The sequence below is a fragment of the Pseudomonas sp. 8(2025) genome (assembly GCF_052665325.1).
Window position 1 is genome coordinate 126013 of sequence record NZ_JBQOIE010000010.1, and the last position, 15640, is coordinate 141652.

The following is a 15640-nucleotide window of genomic DNA, read 5'->3' on the forward strand; positions in this document are numbered from 1 at the left end:
CCTGGAGTCCAGATGCCAGCTCTTTACGTGATGATCCCGGCCGCCCTGCTGATCGTGGCCATCGCCATCTACATCTTCTTCTGGGCGGTGGACAGCGGCCAGTACGACGATCTCGACGGCCCGGCCCACAGCATCCTGTTCGACGACCAGGACCCAAGCCACACCGCCGCGGTGGATGAGGCCAAGGGCCAACCGAGCAGCGAAGCCGACCCCGCCAGAAAATCGGAACCGCCCCATGCTTGAACTGGCCCCTCTGCTGGTCTCTGCGCTGATCCTCGGCCTGCTGGGTGGCGGCCACTGCCTGGGCATGTGCGGCGGCCTGATGGGCGCCCTGACGCTGGCCATCCCCCCGGAACAGCGCAGCCGACGCCTGCGCCTGCTGCTGGCCTACAACCTGGGCCGCATCCTCAGCTACGCCCTGGCCGGCCTGCTGCTGGGCCTGGCGGGCTGGGCTGTAGCCAACAGCCCACTGGCGCTATTCATGCGAGTGCTGGCTGGGTTGCTGTTGATTGCCATGGGCCTGTACCTGGCCGGCTGGTGGAGTGGCCTGACCCGCATCGAAGGCCTTGGCAAGGGCTTGTGGCGGCATATCCAGCCGCTGGCCAGCCGCCTGTTGCCGGTTTCCAGCCTGCCCCGTGCATTGCTCCTGGGGGCGCTGTGGGGCTGGCTGCCGTGCGGTCTGGTGTACAGCACCCTGCTGTGGTCGGCGAGCCAGGGCAGCGCCCTGGACAGCGCGCTGTTGATGCTGGCCTTCGGCCTGGGCACCTGGCCCGTGCTGCTGGCCACCGGGCTGGCAGCCGAACGGATCACCGCCTTGCTGCGTCGGCGTAGCGTACGCATGGCTGGCGGCGTGCTGGTCATTCTCTTCGGCATCTGGACCCTGCCCGGTCCTCACCAGCACTGGCTGATGGGCCACTGACCTCAGGGAGGCGCCCGGCAACCGGGCCTGCACGCCTCGTCGGCACTGCTCCGGCGGCTCCCGAACACCCTTGATACAAGTCAAGATGGCCCTGGCCTGAACCTCCTAGACTCGCGAACACTGCCAGCCTATCCGGGGGAATTCCCGCATGCTCGACGCCATTCGTTGGGACACAGATCTGATCCGCCGCTACGACCTGGCGGGACCGCGCTACACCTCATACCCGACCGCAGTACAGTTCAACAGCCAGGTCGGCGCCTTCGACCTGCTGCACGCCCTGCGCGACAGCCGCAAGGCGCAGCGCCCGCTGTCGCTGTACGTGCACATCCCGTTCTGCGCCAACATCTGCTACTACTGCGCCTGCAACAAGGTCATCACCAAGGATCGCAGCCGCGCCCTGCCCTACCTGCAGCGCCTGGAACAGGAGATGCAACTGATCGCCTGCCACCTGGCCCCCAACCAGCGGGTGGAACAACTGCATTTCGGCGGCGGCACCCCGACCTTTCTCAACCACGATGAACTGCGCCAACTGATGGCCCTGCTGCGCAAGCACTTCAACCTGCTGGACGACGACTCCGGCGACTACGGCATCGAGATCGATCCCCGGGAAGCCGACTGGTCGACCATGGGCCTGTTGCGGGAGCTGGGTTTCAATCGGGTCAGCATCGGCCTGCAGGACCTGGACCCGGCAGTGCAACGCGCGGTCAATCGCCTGCAAAGCCTGGACGAAACCCGGGCGGTGATCGAAGCGGCCCGCACCCTGCAGTTCCGTTCCATCAACATCGACCTGATCTACGGCCTGCCCAAGCAGACCCCGGAAAACTTCGCCCGCACCGTGGAAGAAGTCATCAGCCTGCAACCGGACCGGCTCTCGGTGTTCAATTACGCCCACCTGCCGGAGCGTTTCATGCCCCAGCGACGGATCAACGGCAGCGAACTGCCTGCCCCGGCGGAAAAGCTGCAGATGCTGCAACGCACCATCGAACAGCTGACGGCTGCCGGCTATCGCTACATCGGCATGGACCATTTCGCCCTGCCCGATGATGAACTGGCCATTGCCCAGGAAGAGTCCACCCTGCAACGCAACTTCCAGGGCTACACCACTCATGGTCATTGCGACCTTATTGGGCTCGGTGTTTCAGCCATCAGCCAGATCGGCGATCTCTACTGCCAGAACAGCAGCGACCTGACGCACTATCAAAATGCCTTGGCTGGCGCACAACTGGCCACCAGTCGCGGCTTGGTATGCAACGCCGATGACCGTCTGCGCCGGGAAGTTATTCAGCAACTGATCTGCAACTTTAGTCTTAAGTTCGAAGAGATCGAACAGGCTTTCAATATCGACTTTCGCGGCTACTTCAATGAACTCTGGCCGGAACTGGAAGAGATGGCCGACGACGGCCTGATTGAACTTGGCAGCGAAGCAATCATCGTGCTGCCAGCCGGTCGCCTACTGGTGCGCTCGGTGTGCATGGTGTTCGATGCATACCTGGGCCAGCAGAACCGCCAGCGGTTTTCCCGGGTGATCTAGGATTTCATGATCAAGGATGCAGCCTTCATCACCTGCTCAGGGCTCAAGCCCGCTTCTTTCATTGCCTTGGCCAGGGAGGCATTGGCGGTCAGCAAACCGCCGTTGAGTATTGCCAGGGCAGATTGCAGGCTGCCGATCCGGACCTTGGTTTCTTCTGGGCTCAGGTGCTTGTCGGCCATGACCGCCTGGAGCTGGGCGAGGGTCTCGGCAATCTGTTGTTGCAATTTTCTGATCATCTTGAGGATCTGCTGAATGTTTTCCGGCAGGCCGCTTTCCTCGATATCACTGTCACGCCCTTTGGCGGCGGCGGATTTGTTCAGGCCGGCGCCAGACAGCGACACTTTGACGCCCTCCCCGATCACTGGCTCTGCAACTAATGGAGAAACTCTTAGTTGCTCGTCAACCTGACTTGTCGAGGGCTCTTGAAGTGACTGCAAGTTATTGCTGCCATTAGTAATAGCGCCAACGGACGACATAATTTCAGCCTTCCAAGTTACTTTCGTTAACAGGTTATCGACCCATAAAAGGATAGCTTTACGACTAACAGTCAATACGGCACGGACTGGCCGGAACCTCCTCCCGTGAGTTACCCTTACGGCTTATGTGTGTTTTCCCACAAGGATTCTAGAATGTCCGAGCCAGTTAAACTGCGCGCTCACAACCAGGCCCATTGCAAGGATTGCAGCCTGGCACCCCTCTGCCTGCCACTTTCGCTGAATTTGGAAGACATGGACGCGCTGGACGAAATCGTCAAACGTGGCCGCCCATTGAAAAAAGGCGAATTCCTGTTCCGTCAGGGTGACGGCTTCGACTCGGTGTACGCCGTGCGTTCGGGCGCCCTGAAAACCTTCAGCCTGAGCGACAGCGGCGAAGAACAGATCACCGGTTTCCATCTCCCCAGCGAGCTGGTAGGCCTGTCAGGCATGGACACCGAAAGCCATCCCGTCTCGGCCCAGGCGCTGGAAACCACCTCGGTGTGTGAAATCCCCTTCGAACGCCTCGATGAGCTGGCACTGCAACTGCCACAGCTGCGTCGCCAGCTGATGCGGGTCATGAGCCGGGAAATCCGCGATGACCAGCAAATGATGCTGCTGCTGTCGAAAAAGACCGCTGACGAGCGTATCGCCACGTTCCTGGTCAACCTGTCCGCGCGCTTCCGCGCCCGGGGCTTCTCGGCCAACCAATTCCGCCTGAGCATGTCGCGCAACGAAATCGGCAACTACCTGGGCCTGGCGGTGGAAACCGTGTCCCGGGTGTTCACCCGTTTCCAGCAGAACGAGCTGATTGCCGCCGAAGGCAAGGAAGTGCACATCCTCGATCCGATCCAGCTCTGCGCCCTCGCCGGCGGCTCGGTGGAGGGCTGATCCACAGCCTGTGCGGCTGAGCCAGGCGGCTCGGTCGCGGGTATACTGGCGCGGCCTATTTGCCCGCCAGGACACCTGAAGATGGCCTTCGATTCCTTCGACATCAAATCCCTGATCCGCCCCGTCATCGACTTCCCGAAACCGGGCGTGATCTTCCGCGACATCACCCCCCTGTTCCAGTCTCCCCGGGCCCTGCGCCTGGTGGCGGACAGCTTCGCCCAGCGTTATGTCGAAGAAGACTTCAGCCACATCGGCGCCATGGACGCACGGGGTTTTCTGATCGGCTCGATCATCGCCTACCAGTTGAACAAGCCGCTGATCCTGTTCCGCAAACAGGGCAAGCTGCCGGCCGACATCCTGGCCGAGGGCTACCGGACCGAGTACGGCGAAGCCTTCATTGAAGTCCACGCCGACAGCCTGTGTGAAGGCGACTCGGTGCTGTTGATCGATGACTTGATCGCCACCGGGGGCACCCTGATCGCCGCCGCCAATCTGGTACGGCGCATGGGGGCGAAGGTCTATGAAGCCGCGGCGATCATCGACCTGCCGGAACTGGGCGGCTCGCAGAAGCTGCAGGACATGGGGATCCCGACCTTCTGCCTGACCCAGTTTTCCCTGACCGAGCGCTAGCCTGCACCTACAGCCCCATCTGCTTGCTGATGATTTCGTTCATCACCTCGCGAGTGCCGCCGCCGATCGACAGAATGCGGTTGTCGCGATACAGGCGCTCCACGAGGCTTTCGCGCATGTAGCCCATGCCACCGAGGATCTGCACCGCATCGTGGGTAATACGGTCGGCGGTATCGGTGGCGAAGTTCTTGGCCATGGAAATTTCCTTGATCACACTCTTGCCGGCGGCCATCTTCGCCGCCTGGCGATAGGTGAACTCCCGGGAAACCTCCAGGGCCGTGGCCATCTCCGCCAGACGGTGCTTGAGCACCTGGAACTTGGCGATGGGCTTGCCGAACGCCTCCCGCTCGCGCGCCCACTTCAGGCTTTCCTCCAGGGCCATCTGTGAGGTCATGTTGGCCATCAGGGCCAGGGCCAGGCGTTCGCTCTGGAAGTTGCCCATGATGCAGGCAAAGCCCATGTTCTCGGCGCCGATCAGGTTGCCCACCGGCACCCGGCAATCGTCGAAGAACAGCTCGGCGGTATCCGAGGCCCACCAGCCCATCTTTTTCAACTGCCGACCCACAGTGAAGCCCGGCGTGCCCTTTTCGACCAGCAACAGGCTGATACCGCCGTAGCCAGGTTCGCCGGTGCGCACCGCAACGGTGTAGAAGTCGGCGCGCACGCCACTGGTGATGAAGGTCTTGCTGCCACTGAGCCGGTAATGATCGCCATCGCGCACGGCGCGGGTCTGCAGGTTGGCCACGTCCGAGCCGCCGCCGGGCTCGGTGACCGCCAGGGCGCTGATCTTCTCCCCGGACAACACCAGCGGTGCGACTCGCTCGCGCAATTCGGGGCGGGCCCATTTGACGATGGGCGGCAGGCCGATATCCAGGGAGCCGAGGCCCGCCACCAGGCCGCCGGAGCCACTGCGCATCAACTCCTCGCTGGCGGCGATCTTGGCGAACAGATCACCCTCATGGCTGCCGCCCAGGGCCTCGGGGTAACCGATGCCCAGAAGCCCGGCGGCCCCTGCCTTGAGGTACAGCTCACGGGGGAAACTGCCGGCCTCCTCCCACTCGTCGATCTGGGGAAGGATTTCACGCTCGACGAAACGTCGCACGCTGTCGCGGACCAACTGGTGGCTGGGGTCGAAGTATTCCTGGCAGGCAGACATCGGCAAGCTCCTCTGAAGGGTCGAAGGAACTTACCAAGCGCTTGCTTGGTTTTCAAGAGAATGCGTGGCGCATCCTTCGCCAGTCAGCCGGCTTCCGCAGCCTTACAACGCTATGGGTTTGCGCCCGGCAAAGGAGTGAGCCAGGGTGCCGCCATCCACCAGTTCCAGCTCGCCGCCCAGAGGCACGCCGTGGGCGATGCGCGAGGTGATCAGGCCCTTGTTGGTCAGCAGTTGGGCGATGTAGTGCGCAGTGGCTTCGCCTTCCACCGTCGGGTTGGTGGCCAGGATCACTTCGCTGAAGCTGCCCTGCTCCTCGATACGCGCCAGCAACTGCGGAATGCCGATGGCTTCCGGGCCCAGGCCATCCAGAGGCGACAGGTGGCCTTTGAGCACGAAGTAGCGCCCGCGATAGCCGGTCTGCTCCACCGCGTACACATCCATCGGCCCTTCCACCACGCACAGCAGGGTGTCGTCGCGACGCGGGTCGGCACACTGCGGGCACAGCTCGTCTTCGGTCAGGGTCCGGCACTGGCGGCAATGCCCCACGCCTTCCATGGCCTGGCTCAGGGCCTGCGCCAGGCGCAAGCCGCCACTGCGATCACGCTCGAGCAGTTGCAGGGCCATGCGCTGGGCGGTTTTCTGACCCACGCCCGGCAAGGTGCGCAGGGCATCGATCAGTTGGCGAATCAGGGGGCTGAAGCTCATGGGCAAAGGTCCGACAAAAACAACGAGACGCGGTTTATACCCGCGCCTCGGGGTAGCGTCAAATGCTCGCGTCCGGGGCGACCTTGACCACCAGCTTGCCGAAGTTGCGCCCCTCCAGCAGGCCAATGAAGGCTTCTGGTGCCTGCTCCAGTCCCTCGACCACGTCCTCCTTGAACTTGACCTTGCCTTCGCGCACCCAGGGCGCCATGGCCTTGATGAACTCCGGATGGCGGTCGCCATAGTCGTCGAAGACAATAAAGCCCTGGATGCGTACCCGCTTGGTGAGCAAGGTGCGCTGCAGCAGTGGCAGGCGATCCGGCCCCGGCGGCAGCGCCTGGGCGTTGTACTGGGCGATCAGCCCGCACAGGGGAATACGCGCCCTGGGGTTGAGCAGGGGCAGTACCCCGTCGAAGACCTTGCCACCGACGTTCTCAAAATAGATGTCCACGCCCTTGAAGCAGGCCTGGGCCAGTTCGTCGGCAAAGTCGGGGCTCTTGTGATCGATGCAGGCATCAAAACCCAGCTCCTCGACCACATAGCGGCATTTGTCGGCGCCACCGGCCACGCCCACCACCCGCAGCCCCTTGAGCTTCGCCACCTGCCCCACCACCGACCCCACGGCGCCGGAGGCCGCACCCACCACCAGGGTTTCCCCGGCCTTGGGCTGGCCGATGTCCATCAGCCCCATGTAGGCGGTCATTCCGGGCATGCCGAGCACACCCAGGGCCATGGAAGGGCTGGGCAGGCCAGAGGGCACCGGGATCAGGTTGCGGCCATCGCAAATGCAGTGGCTCTGCCAACCAGTGGCGCCCACCACCAGGTCGCCCTCCTGGAACTTGGGGTTGAGCGAACGCTCGACCCGGCTCACTGCACCGCCGGTCATGACCTCGTCTATTTCCACTGGCGCCGCATAGGACGGGGCATCACTCATGCGCCCGCGCATGTAGGGGTCCAGGGACAGGTAGAGGGTCTTCAACAGCACCTGGCCATCAGCCAGTTCCGGCAAGGCCACCCGCTCCAGGCGGAAATTCTCCGGGACCGGCGCGCCTTCGGGCCGAGAGACCAGTACCACGCGCTGATTGAGGGTCAATGTTTGCGGCATCATGGACACTCCTTTAGGGAAGGTTGAATGAAAGGGTATAGGTTGCAGACCCTGTGAATAGCATCACGTTCGATGTTTCTGCAGATGGATCTGCTGTTGCCTTCGCCGGCTAGCCGGCTGCTACCCACCGCGCAGTGCTGATCGCCAGGGCAAAAAAAAGCCAGGCTCAAGGCCTGGCTTTATGTAGTCCATCCGATGCGCTTGCGCGAATCAGAACGGCAATTTCATGCCTGGAGGCAGTTGCATGCCGGCGGTCATGCCGGACATCTTTTCCTGGCTGTTGGACTCGATCTTGCGCACGGCGTCGTTCACCGCAGCGGCAAACAGGTCTTCGAGCACTTCACGATCATCTTCGCTGACGCCTTCCAGCAGGCTCGGGTCGATGCTCACGCGCTTGATGTCATGACGGCCGGTCATGACTACGGTGACCATGTCGCCGCCTGCCTTGCCGGTGACTTCGGCGTTGGCCAGTTCTTCCTGCATCTTGGCCATTTTTTCCTGCATCTGCTGTGCCTGCTTCATCAGGCCGGCCATGCCACCTTTCATCATGGGAATTACCTCAAAGTACGGGGATGGAAACGGCGCCCGGCCCCTGGCCCGGCGCCCTTTGAATGATCAACCCTGAGCCGCTAGGGCCTCGACAGGTTCAATAGTATCGTGGCGCACCACTGCACCGAACTCCTGGACCATCCGCTGGATGAACGGATCACCATGGATCGACTCCTCGGCCTCGCGCTGACGATCGGCACGGCGCCGTGATGCAGCCTGGGCCGGGGTTTCCTGCTCGGGCTTGATCAGCTCGATCGCCAGGGTCAGGGTACGCCCGTGGTACTGGTTCAGGGCGTCGTTGAGGCGACGCTGCTGGGTAGCGTTGAACAGTGCGCTGTGGGCCGGGTCCAGGTGCAGCAGCCAATGGTCGCCGTCCACGGACATCAGGGTGCAGTTGGCGGCGATGCTGCCGGTCATGCCCGAGATCGGCAGTTTCGGGAACAGCTGCAGCCATTCCAGGGCCAGGCCAGTGGCCGGCTTGGCAGCAGGTTCGGGCTCGGGTTCCGGCGCCGGATCGGCTGCGTGCTCACTGGCCAGTTCGTCCAGGTAGCTGTAGGCCGAATCCATGTCCGGCTCGATATAGTCCTCGTCCAGCGGCGGCTCGTCGTCCAGGTCGATACCCGGGGTGGCGGCGTCGACTTCCGCCACCGTGGGTTCCGGCACCGGGGCGCTGACCCACTCCGGCGCGTCCGGCACCACGCTGTCCGGCGTCGGGGTCGGCATCGGCGTCAGCTCAGGCTGCTCGGCGGCCACCTCCAGCATCGGCTCGACCGCTGGCTGCTGTTCGATCTGTGGCTCCACCGGATCGTTCCAGGGCAGGTCGACCACCGCTTCGGCAACCACCGGCTCGGGTTCGACAGCGACCGCTTCGGCCACAGGGGGCGCGACAGGTTCGGGCGCGGCAACAGGTGCTGGCGCCACTGGAGCACTCACAACCGGAGCCGGGGCAACGGTCGCTACAGGCACGGCAGGTGCCGGCGCCGCCACGGCTTGGGCGGAATCAACTGTGGCCTGGCTGATCCCCACTGGCTTTAGCGGCTGTCTCGGTGCATCCGCGGTATCGGCTGGGCGGAAGGCCAGCATTCGCAGCAGGACCATTTCAAAGCCGCCGCGCGGGTCCGGCGCCAACGGCAGGTCGCGTCGACCGATCAGGCCCATCTGGTAATAGAACTGCACGTCTTCGGCAGGCAGGGCCTGGGCCAGGGCCAGCACCCGGTCACGATCGCCGTGCCCGTTGTCGACCCCTTCCGGCAATGCCTGGGCAATCGCCACCCGGTGCAGCACGTTGAGAATTTCCGAAAGCACGCCGTTCCAGTCCGGCCCCTGCTCCGCCAGGTGCCGCACCGCCTCCAGCAATGCCTTGGCGTCGCCGTTGATCAGCGCATGCAGCACGTCGTAGACCTGGCCGTGATCGAGGGTGCCGAGCATGGCCCGCACATCGGCCGCCATGACCTTGCCTTCACCGAAGGCAATCGCCTGGTCGGTGAGGCTCATGGCATCGCGCATCGAGCCATCGGCGGCGCGGCCCAGCAGCCACAGGGCGTCATCCTCGAACGGCACGTTCTCCACGCCCAGGACGTGGTTCAAGTGCTCCACCACCCGTTCCGGGGTCATGTTCTTGAGGGAGAACTGCAGGCAGCGCGAGAGGATGGTCGCCGGCAGCTTCTGCGGATCAGTGGTCGCCAGGATGAACTTGACGTAGGGCGGCGGCTCCTCGAGGGTCTTGAGCAGGGCGTTGAACGAGTGGCTGGAGAGCATGTGCACTTCGTCGATCAGGTAGACCTTGAAGCGCCCGCGGCTCGGTGCGTATTGCACGTTATCCAGCAATTCACGGGTATCCTCGACCTTGGTCCGGCTCGCGGCGTCGATCTCGATCAGGTCGACAAAGCGCCCCTCATCGATCTCGCAGCACACCGAACAGGTGCCACAGGGCGTGGAAGTGATACCTGTTTCACAGTTCAGGCATTTGGCAATGATTCGCGCGATGGTGGTCTTGCCCACCCCGCGGGTGCCGGTAAACAGGTAGGCGTGGTGCAGCCGCTGGCTGTCCAAGGCATTGATCAGAGCCTTGAGCACATGGGTCTGGCCGACCATTTCGCGGAACGAGCGCGGACGCCATTTACGTGCAAGAACCTGATAACTCATCGAAAACCGTCGCAACTGGAAAGCGGAAGCCGGTAATGCTAGCGGAGCAAGGGCGAAATTGCATCCGGCGCGCTCGTCTAATCTGTCTAAGCTTGCATTTTGCAAAGGATTGCTCGCCCGCCGACACCCTGGAGACTGTATGCGTTTGACCTGGTGCGCCCTGTTTCTCTTCAGCGCCAGCCTGGAAGCCGCAGAGCCGCCCCTGCGCTTTGCCATCGCCGACAGTTGGACCATGCCGGCCATCGAGGTCGAAGGCGACCAGCCCACCGATGGCATCCTTTTCGACACCATGAACAGCCTGGCCCGGCACCTGGGTACCCCGGCGCAGTTTCATGTCCTGGCCAGGGCCCGGGTGCAGAATGCCATGGCCCAGGGCGAAGTCGATGTGCGCTGCTACGCGGCCCAGGCCTGGCTGCCGAACCTCTCCGGGGATTACCTGTGGAGCGTGCCGCTGTTCATCCAGCGCAACCTGCTGGTGAGCACCCATCCGGAGCCCTCGGTGGTCAACCTGCAGCAACTGTCGCGCCAGCATATCGGCACCGTCCTCAGCTATACCTACACCCCCTTGCAGCCGCTGTTCGACACCAACCAGCTGATACGCGACGACGCCCGCAACGAGGAGCAGGTGCTGCAGAAACTGGTGGTCGGGCGTTACCGCTACGCCATCGCCAGCCAGTGGACCCTGGACTGGTTCAACAAGACCCAGGCCACCGGCAACCCGCTGTACAGCGTCGCGGTGCTGCAGGAGCAGGCCGTCGGCTGCTATGTACGCAACGATCCGAGAGTGCCGGCCCAGCGCATCCTGCGCACCCTGTTGCGGATGAAGATGTCCGGCGAGATCGACGCCATCATCCAGCGTTACGTCGGCCCTCAGGACGACGCTCAGCCTCCCGACATCGCCTCGCCCTGAAGCTCGTCGCTTCGCCATGCCCGCGGTGGCTCAAAGCTGCGCACCCAATCCAGCACCGCCTCGGCGGGCATTGGCGGCGCAATGAAATCCCCCTGGGCGACGTCGCAGCCAAGGGCCATCAAGCGCTCGCCATGCGCCAGGCTTTCCAGCCCCTCGGCCACCACGCGCCGGCCAAAGGCCTGGGCCAGCCCCACCAACGCCTGGATCAGCGCCTGATCGTCCGCGTCGTGCAGCATGTCGCGCACGAACAGCCGGTCGATCTTGATGGTCTGGGTGCGCAGGCGCTTGAGGTAGCTGAGGGACGAATGGCCAGTGCCGAAGTCCCCCAGGGAGAACTGCACGCCAAATCCCTGGCAGGCATCGAGGCAATCGCTGACCCGCTGGATATTGTCGATGGCCACCGACTCGACGATTTCCAGGTCCAGCAACGCCGGCAACACATCCGGATAGCGATCGAGCATGTCCTTGAGCCGCTCGACGAAGTCCGGGCGCTGGAAATGCCGGGCCGCCACGTTCAGGCTCACCGGCCAGCCCAGCCCCGCCTGCTGCCAGCCTTGCAGGCGGGTCATCACCTGGTCCATGACCCATTCGCCGATCTCGACGATCAGGTCGGTCTCCTCCACCTGCTGCAGAAACTCCTGGGCCCCCAGCATGCCGCGCTGCGGGTGCTGCCAGCACAGCATCGCCTCGAAGCCCACCACCTCACCGGTACGCATGTTCACCTTGGGCTGGAAGTACAGGCGCAACTCGCCTGCAAGCAAGGCCTGGCGCACCTGCTCGACGGTCTGATAGGTGACCATCACTTCACGGTCGCGCAGTACATCGAACAGGTGGAAGCGGTTGCGTCCGCTCTGCTTGGCCACGTACATGGCCTGGTCGGCGTGGCGCAACAAGGTGTCGGCGTCGTGGTTGTCGGTGGGGTACAGGGTCACGCCGATGCTGGCGAAGACGTTGATGTCCTTGCCCTGGATCGAGTACGGCTGGGAAATGGTCGCCAATACCCTTTGCAACGCCGCGCGCAGCTCCAGCATGTCGCGCACGTAACGCAAAATCAGCACGAACTCGTCGCCGGCCAGGCGAGCCACCACGTCCTCGCCGCGGATGATCGAGCGCAGCCGCGCAGCCACCTCCACCAGCAGCAGGTCGCCACAGGCGTGGCCATAGCCGTCATTGACCGCCTTGAAGCCATCCAGGTCGAGCATGCAGACCGCCAGGGGAATATCCTGCGCCCGGGAGAAATCCAGAGCCTGGTGCAGCAGGTCCGAGAGAAAGGCCCGGTTGGGCAGCCCGGTCAGCACGTCGTGGCCGACCCGCCATTGCAACGAATGCAACAGCTGACGCTTTTCGCTGACATCGAAGCGGATCGACACATAACGCACCACCTGCCCGGAGCGCTGATCCACCAGCGGCACCATGGTGCTGTCGACCCAGTACAGGCTGCCGTCCTTGGCGCGGTTGCAGATCTCGCCCTTCCACACCCGGCCCTGGGTAATGGTCTGCCACAACTCGGCAAAGAACTCCGGCGGATGCAGCCCGGAACTGAGCATGCGGTGGTTGGCGCCGATCAGTTCTTCACGGCTGTAGCCCGAGACCTGGCAGAACAGATCGTTGACATAAGTGATGCTGCCGCCCAGGTCCGTCTCGGAGAAGATGGCGGCGGCATCGACGGCCCTGCGGTATTTCTCATCCATGAGTCGAACTCACTGTCGCTAGCGGTTGAACCGCTCGACCAGGGCACGCAACCCGGAAGAGATGTTTTCCAGCTCGGCGCCGCGAACCACTCCGGCGCTGGCATTCTCGGCAGTGCGCTGCACAGTGACGGCGACACTGTTGATCTGTTCGGACACCGATTCGGCTACATGGGACTGCTCCTGGGATGCCGCGGCCATTTGCTGGCTCATATCGGTAATGCGCTCCACTGCCGCGCCGATGCCTTGCAGCGCCTGCTGGGCCTGGACCACCTGCTGCACGCCCTGCTCCGCCTCCTCGATGCCCAGGCTGGCGATCTGCACGGCTTCGTCGGCCCCGGCGCGCAGGCTCTGGATGATGCCCTGGATCTGCTGGGTCGACTCGCGGGTCTTGCCGGCCAGGGCCCGCACCTCATCGGCGACCACGGCAAAACCACGGCCCTGCTCACCAGCTCGGGCTGCCTCGATGGCCGCATTCAGGGCCAGCAGGTTGGTCTGGTCGGCAATCGCCTGGATCATGCTCGCCGCCACCATGATCTCCTGGGTCTGCCCGGCCAGATCGCCCACGGCCTGGTTGATCTGGGTCACGGTGCGCGCCAGCAACTGGATGGCATCCCGCGAGGTGCCGGCCACCTCGCTGCCCTGCCGAGCCAGCAGGTTGGCGGTGTGGGCTTCGCTGGCGGTGTGCTGGACGTGTTCAGCGACCTCGGTGATTGAAGCAGCCATCTGGGTCATGGCGGCCGCGGTCATGTCGGTTTCCGCCCGCTGCTCCAGCAGCGCCGACTCGGTGCGGCTGGACAATTGGCTGGAATCGGCCGCTGCGGTAGCCATCTGCCGGGCCAGATCGCTGAGGCGGGTCAGGGCGGTCTTTAGGCGCGCCTCCTCACTGATCAGGATCATCTGCAACTGCGCCGCCGGCCCCAGTGCTTCGCTGTAGGCCAGGGCGCAGATCGGATCGGCAAAGGTATTCGGTGTGCTACTGACAATCTGCTTGAGCTGCTGCCCCAGGCGGCGCTGGGCCAGCAGCCCGACAGCCACGAAACCCGCGACGGTCAGGCCCTGGGCGGCCAGCGTCGGTAGCCAGTGGAAGGCGGCCAGGCAGCCTACCGCCACCGCCACCGGCAGCAGCAAGGGCCGGGCTGCGGCCTCGATGCGGCGCCAGGCGCAAACCGGCGCCTTGTCGGCCCGCAGGCGCGCATACAAGGTTTCGGCGCGGCTGACCTGCTCTCGGCTTGGCTTGACCCGCACCGACTCGTAGCCCACCAGTTTTCCGTCCTCCAGGATCGGCGTGACATAGGCGCTGACCCAATAGAAATTGCCGTTCTTGCAACGGTTCTTCACCACACCCATCCAGCTCTGGCCAGCCTTCAGGTAACCCCACATCGACTCGAACACCGCCGCCGGCATGTCCGGGTGGCGAACCAGGTTATGGGTGCTGCCGATCAGTTCGGCCTGGCTGAAACCGCTCATCGCTGCGAACTCGGCGTTGCAGTACGTGATGTGACTGTTGATGTCGGTGGCGGATATGAGCCGCTGCTGGTCGGGAAAGGTCTGCTCAACAGAGGTGACCGGCAAATTGAGACGCACTTTAGAACTCCATAGACAGCCTGCGATCAACAGTTACCGGCACCCGGCAAGAGGCTGATTCGCGATGTACTTTCCTGGCGGTACGGCTCAATCGGAAGGTTCGCCCTGATTGCAGCCGTACAGCGGTTTGCGCGGCAGTTGACCATCGATTCGACGGAGATCAACTAGGATCAGATGAGGCGTCAGGTGGGGACGGCGGACGGAGCGTTGGCGGGATTTACGAGACGTTCGAGCCTCTGCCAAGTCCTTGGTTTAGGTGAACAAGGGAAATGCAATGATTTCTTGTTTCATAAACCAGCCTTCTGAAACTAGATCACCAAATACCTGTCCGAAGCGCCGATTCTACGAAATGCATCACATTTTGCAAAGCAAGGTGATGAACCATGGTGTTGTCTAATGCCAATATTTATCGTTAAGTTCTTGATTCTAAATGGGAATTGAGCGATGCAAATTTCAAGTTTGGGTGCAGCCATCAAGCGCTATCGAAAGGTAGCGGGGCTTACTCAGGCTGAACTAGGTGAAAAAACCGGTTTTGACCCAAAAACCATCAGCCGCTTCGAAACCGGCACCTACACCCCCAGCGTTGAAGCTCTATTTCTGCTAGCCGAAGTACTGGGAGTGAAGCTGAAAGCCTTCTTCGCCGATCTGGGCGACGAAGAGGAACAGCGGGCTTATTTGTTCGGTGTCATTCACAAAGCCACCCCGAAGGATCTGGGAAAGCTGATAGCAGCGGTAGACCAGGCCTTGTCCAAGCCTTGAGCCCCGCAACAAATCAACTCCAAGAGGCAGGTTTATCGACACCGATAAGCCGGCCTCTTTTTCAATCGACGACTCCTGACAGGAACTGACAGGCCAGCCCCCTAAGCTTGCGCCCAACGCACAACCCAAAGGCCTCTGGAGTCGCCATGATCACCAACACCTATTTCCTGCTCTACGTGGACAGCCCTGCCCTCAGCGCAGAGTTCTACAGCCGCTTGCTGGATAAACCGCCGGTGGAATCCGGCCCGACTTTCGCCTTGTTCATCCTCGACTCGGGGATCAAGCTTGGCCTCTGGTCCCGACACACTGTCCAGCCGAGCGCTCAGGCCGTCGGCGGTGGCGGCGAACTGGGCTGGGCCGTGGACAGCCGCGAAGCGGTGGATGAACTGCATCGGCACTGGCAAGCCCTGGGGATGGCCATCGCCCAGCCGCCGACCCAGATGGATTTCGGCTACACCCTGGTGGCCCTCGACCCGGACGGCCACCGCCTGCGGGTGCTGTACCTGACCATCGACTGAGTCGCCAGCCCGTAAACGGCGCCGGCATCGGCGCCCGACCCTGCAGCAAAATAAAACCGACCGCCACATTGAGCCGC

16 protein-coding genes are annotated in these 15640 nt (G+C 63.0%); 8 read left to right on the forward strand and 8 right to left on the reverse strand.

Features of this window, described 5'->3' with window-relative positions:
* The first annotated feature begins 12 nt into the window (after positions 1-12).
* The 3 genes from ccoS to hemN all read left to right on the forward strand — a co-directional run bounded on the left by ccoS (position 13) and on the right by hemN (position 2450).
* A complete protein-coding gene (gene ccoS, locus ACUXVH_RS19705) occupies positions 13-243 on the forward strand; it encodes a cbb3-type cytochrome oxidase assembly protein CcoS (RefSeq protein ID WP_011060234.1) in 231 nt (76 codons plus the stop codon).
* Positions 236-919, forward strand: coding sequence for a sulfite exporter TauE/SafE family protein (locus tag ACUXVH_RS19710; RefSeq protein ID WP_011060233.1), 684 nt, complete (start codon positions 236-238; stop codon positions 917-919). Before ccoS ends, ACUXVH_RS19710 begins: the two co-directional genes overlap by 8 nt.
* Before the next feature lie 148 nt (positions 920-1067).
* Positions 1068-2450, forward strand: a complete 1383-nt coding sequence (gene hemN / locus ACUXVH_RS19715; protein ID WP_011060232.1) for an oxygen-independent coproporphyrinogen III oxidase — start codon at positions 1068-1070, stop codon at positions 2448-2450.
* On the opposite strand, the gene ACUXVH_RS19720 is transcribed toward hemN, so the two are convergent.
* Positions 2447-2926, reverse strand: coding sequence for a hypothetical protein (locus ACUXVH_RS19720; RefSeq protein WP_065363452.1), 480 nt, complete (start codon positions 2924-2926; stop codon positions 2447-2449). The genes hemN and ACUXVH_RS19720 overlap by 4 nt on opposite strands.
* Positions 2927-3079: 153 nt before the next feature.
* On the opposite strand from ACUXVH_RS19720, the gene fnrA reads away from it, so the two are divergent.
* Both fnrA and ACUXVH_RS19730 read left to right on the forward strand, forming a co-directional pair.
* Entirely contained in the window at positions 3080-3814 is a 735-nt protein-coding gene (fnrA, locus tag ACUXVH_RS19725; protein WP_011060230.1) for a Crp/Fnr family transcriptional regulator FnrA, read from the forward strand.
* Positions 3815-3895: 81 nt separating this feature from the next.
* Complete coding sequence (locus ACUXVH_RS19730) at positions 3896-4444, forward strand: adenine phosphoribosyltransferase (protein ID WP_011060229.1); 549 nt, start codon at positions 3896-3898, stop codon at positions 4442-4444.
* A gap of 7 nt (positions 4445-4451) precedes the next feature.
* On the opposite strand, the gene ACUXVH_RS19735 is transcribed toward ACUXVH_RS19730, so the two are convergent.
* The 5 genes from ACUXVH_RS19735 to dnaX all read right to left on the reverse strand — a co-directional run bounded on the left by ACUXVH_RS19735 (position 4452) and on the right by dnaX (position 10101).
* Positions 4452-5600, reverse strand: coding sequence for an acyl-CoA dehydrogenase family protein (locus ACUXVH_RS19735; protein ID WP_011060228.1), 1149 nt, complete (start codon positions 5598-5600; stop codon positions 4452-4454).
* A 102-nt stretch (positions 5601-5702) separates the two neighbouring features.
* Positions 5703-6305 (reverse strand): recombination mediator RecR, encoded by a 603-nt coding sequence (gene recR / locus ACUXVH_RS19740; protein WP_011060227.1) that lies wholly within the window; start codon positions 6303-6305, stop codon positions 5703-5705.
* A gap of 58 nt (positions 6306-6363) precedes the next feature.
* Positions 6364-7407 carry an NADP-dependent oxidoreductase gene (locus ACUXVH_RS19745; protein ID WP_011060226.1) on the reverse strand — a complete coding sequence of 348 codons (1044 nt, stop codon included), beginning with the start codon at positions 7405-7407 and terminating at the stop codon, positions 6364-6366.
* A gap of 210 nt (positions 7408-7617) precedes the next feature.
* The gene (locus ACUXVH_RS19750) at positions 7618-7956 is read right to left on the reverse strand and encodes a YbaB/EbfC family nucleoid-associated protein (protein WP_015634779.1); all 339 of its coding nucleotides are present in this window, start codon (positions 7954-7956) and stop codon (positions 7618-7620) included.
* A gap of 66 nt (positions 7957-8022) precedes the next feature.
* Positions 8023-10101: a DNA polymerase III subunit gamma/tau gene (gene dnaX / locus ACUXVH_RS19755; RefSeq protein ID WP_065363451.1), complete on the reverse strand. Its 2079-nt coding sequence runs from the start codon at positions 10099-10101 to the stop codon at positions 8023-8025.
* Positions 10102-10240: 139 nt separating this feature from the next.
* On the opposite strand from dnaX, the gene ACUXVH_RS19760 reads away from it, so the two are divergent.
* Positions 10241-11011 carry a substrate-binding periplasmic protein gene (locus ACUXVH_RS19760; RefSeq protein WP_019093852.1) on the forward strand — a complete coding sequence of 257 codons (771 nt, stop codon included), beginning with the start codon at positions 10241-10243 and terminating at the stop codon, positions 11009-11011.
* On the opposite strand, the gene ACUXVH_RS19765 is transcribed toward ACUXVH_RS19760, so the two are convergent.
* Positions 10984-12702 carry a putative bifunctional diguanylate cyclase/phosphodiesterase gene (locus ACUXVH_RS19765; RefSeq protein WP_445495709.1) on the reverse strand — a complete coding sequence of 573 codons (1719 nt, stop codon included), beginning with the start codon at positions 12700-12702 and terminating at the stop codon, positions 10984-10986. The genes ACUXVH_RS19760 and ACUXVH_RS19765 overlap by 28 nt on opposite strands.
* 18 nt (positions 12703-12720) lie before the next feature.
* Positions 12721-14286 carry a methyl-accepting chemotaxis protein gene (locus ACUXVH_RS19770; RefSeq protein WP_011060221.1) on the reverse strand — a complete coding sequence of 522 codons (1566 nt, stop codon included), beginning with the start codon at positions 14284-14286 and terminating at the stop codon, positions 12721-12723.
* A 444-nt stretch (positions 14287-14730) separates the two neighbouring features.
* On the opposite strand from ACUXVH_RS19770, the gene ACUXVH_RS19775 reads away from it, so the two are divergent.
* Entirely contained in the window at positions 14731-15045 is a 315-nt protein-coding gene (locus ACUXVH_RS19775; RefSeq protein ID WP_011060220.1) for a helix-turn-helix domain-containing protein, read from the forward strand.
* Between the two features lie 146 nt (positions 15046-15191).
* Positions 15192-15563: a VOC family protein gene (locus ACUXVH_RS19780; protein ID WP_015634775.1), complete on the forward strand. Its 372-nt coding sequence runs from the start codon at positions 15192-15194 to the stop codon at positions 15561-15563.
* Positions 15564-15640 lie beyond the last annotated feature (77 nt).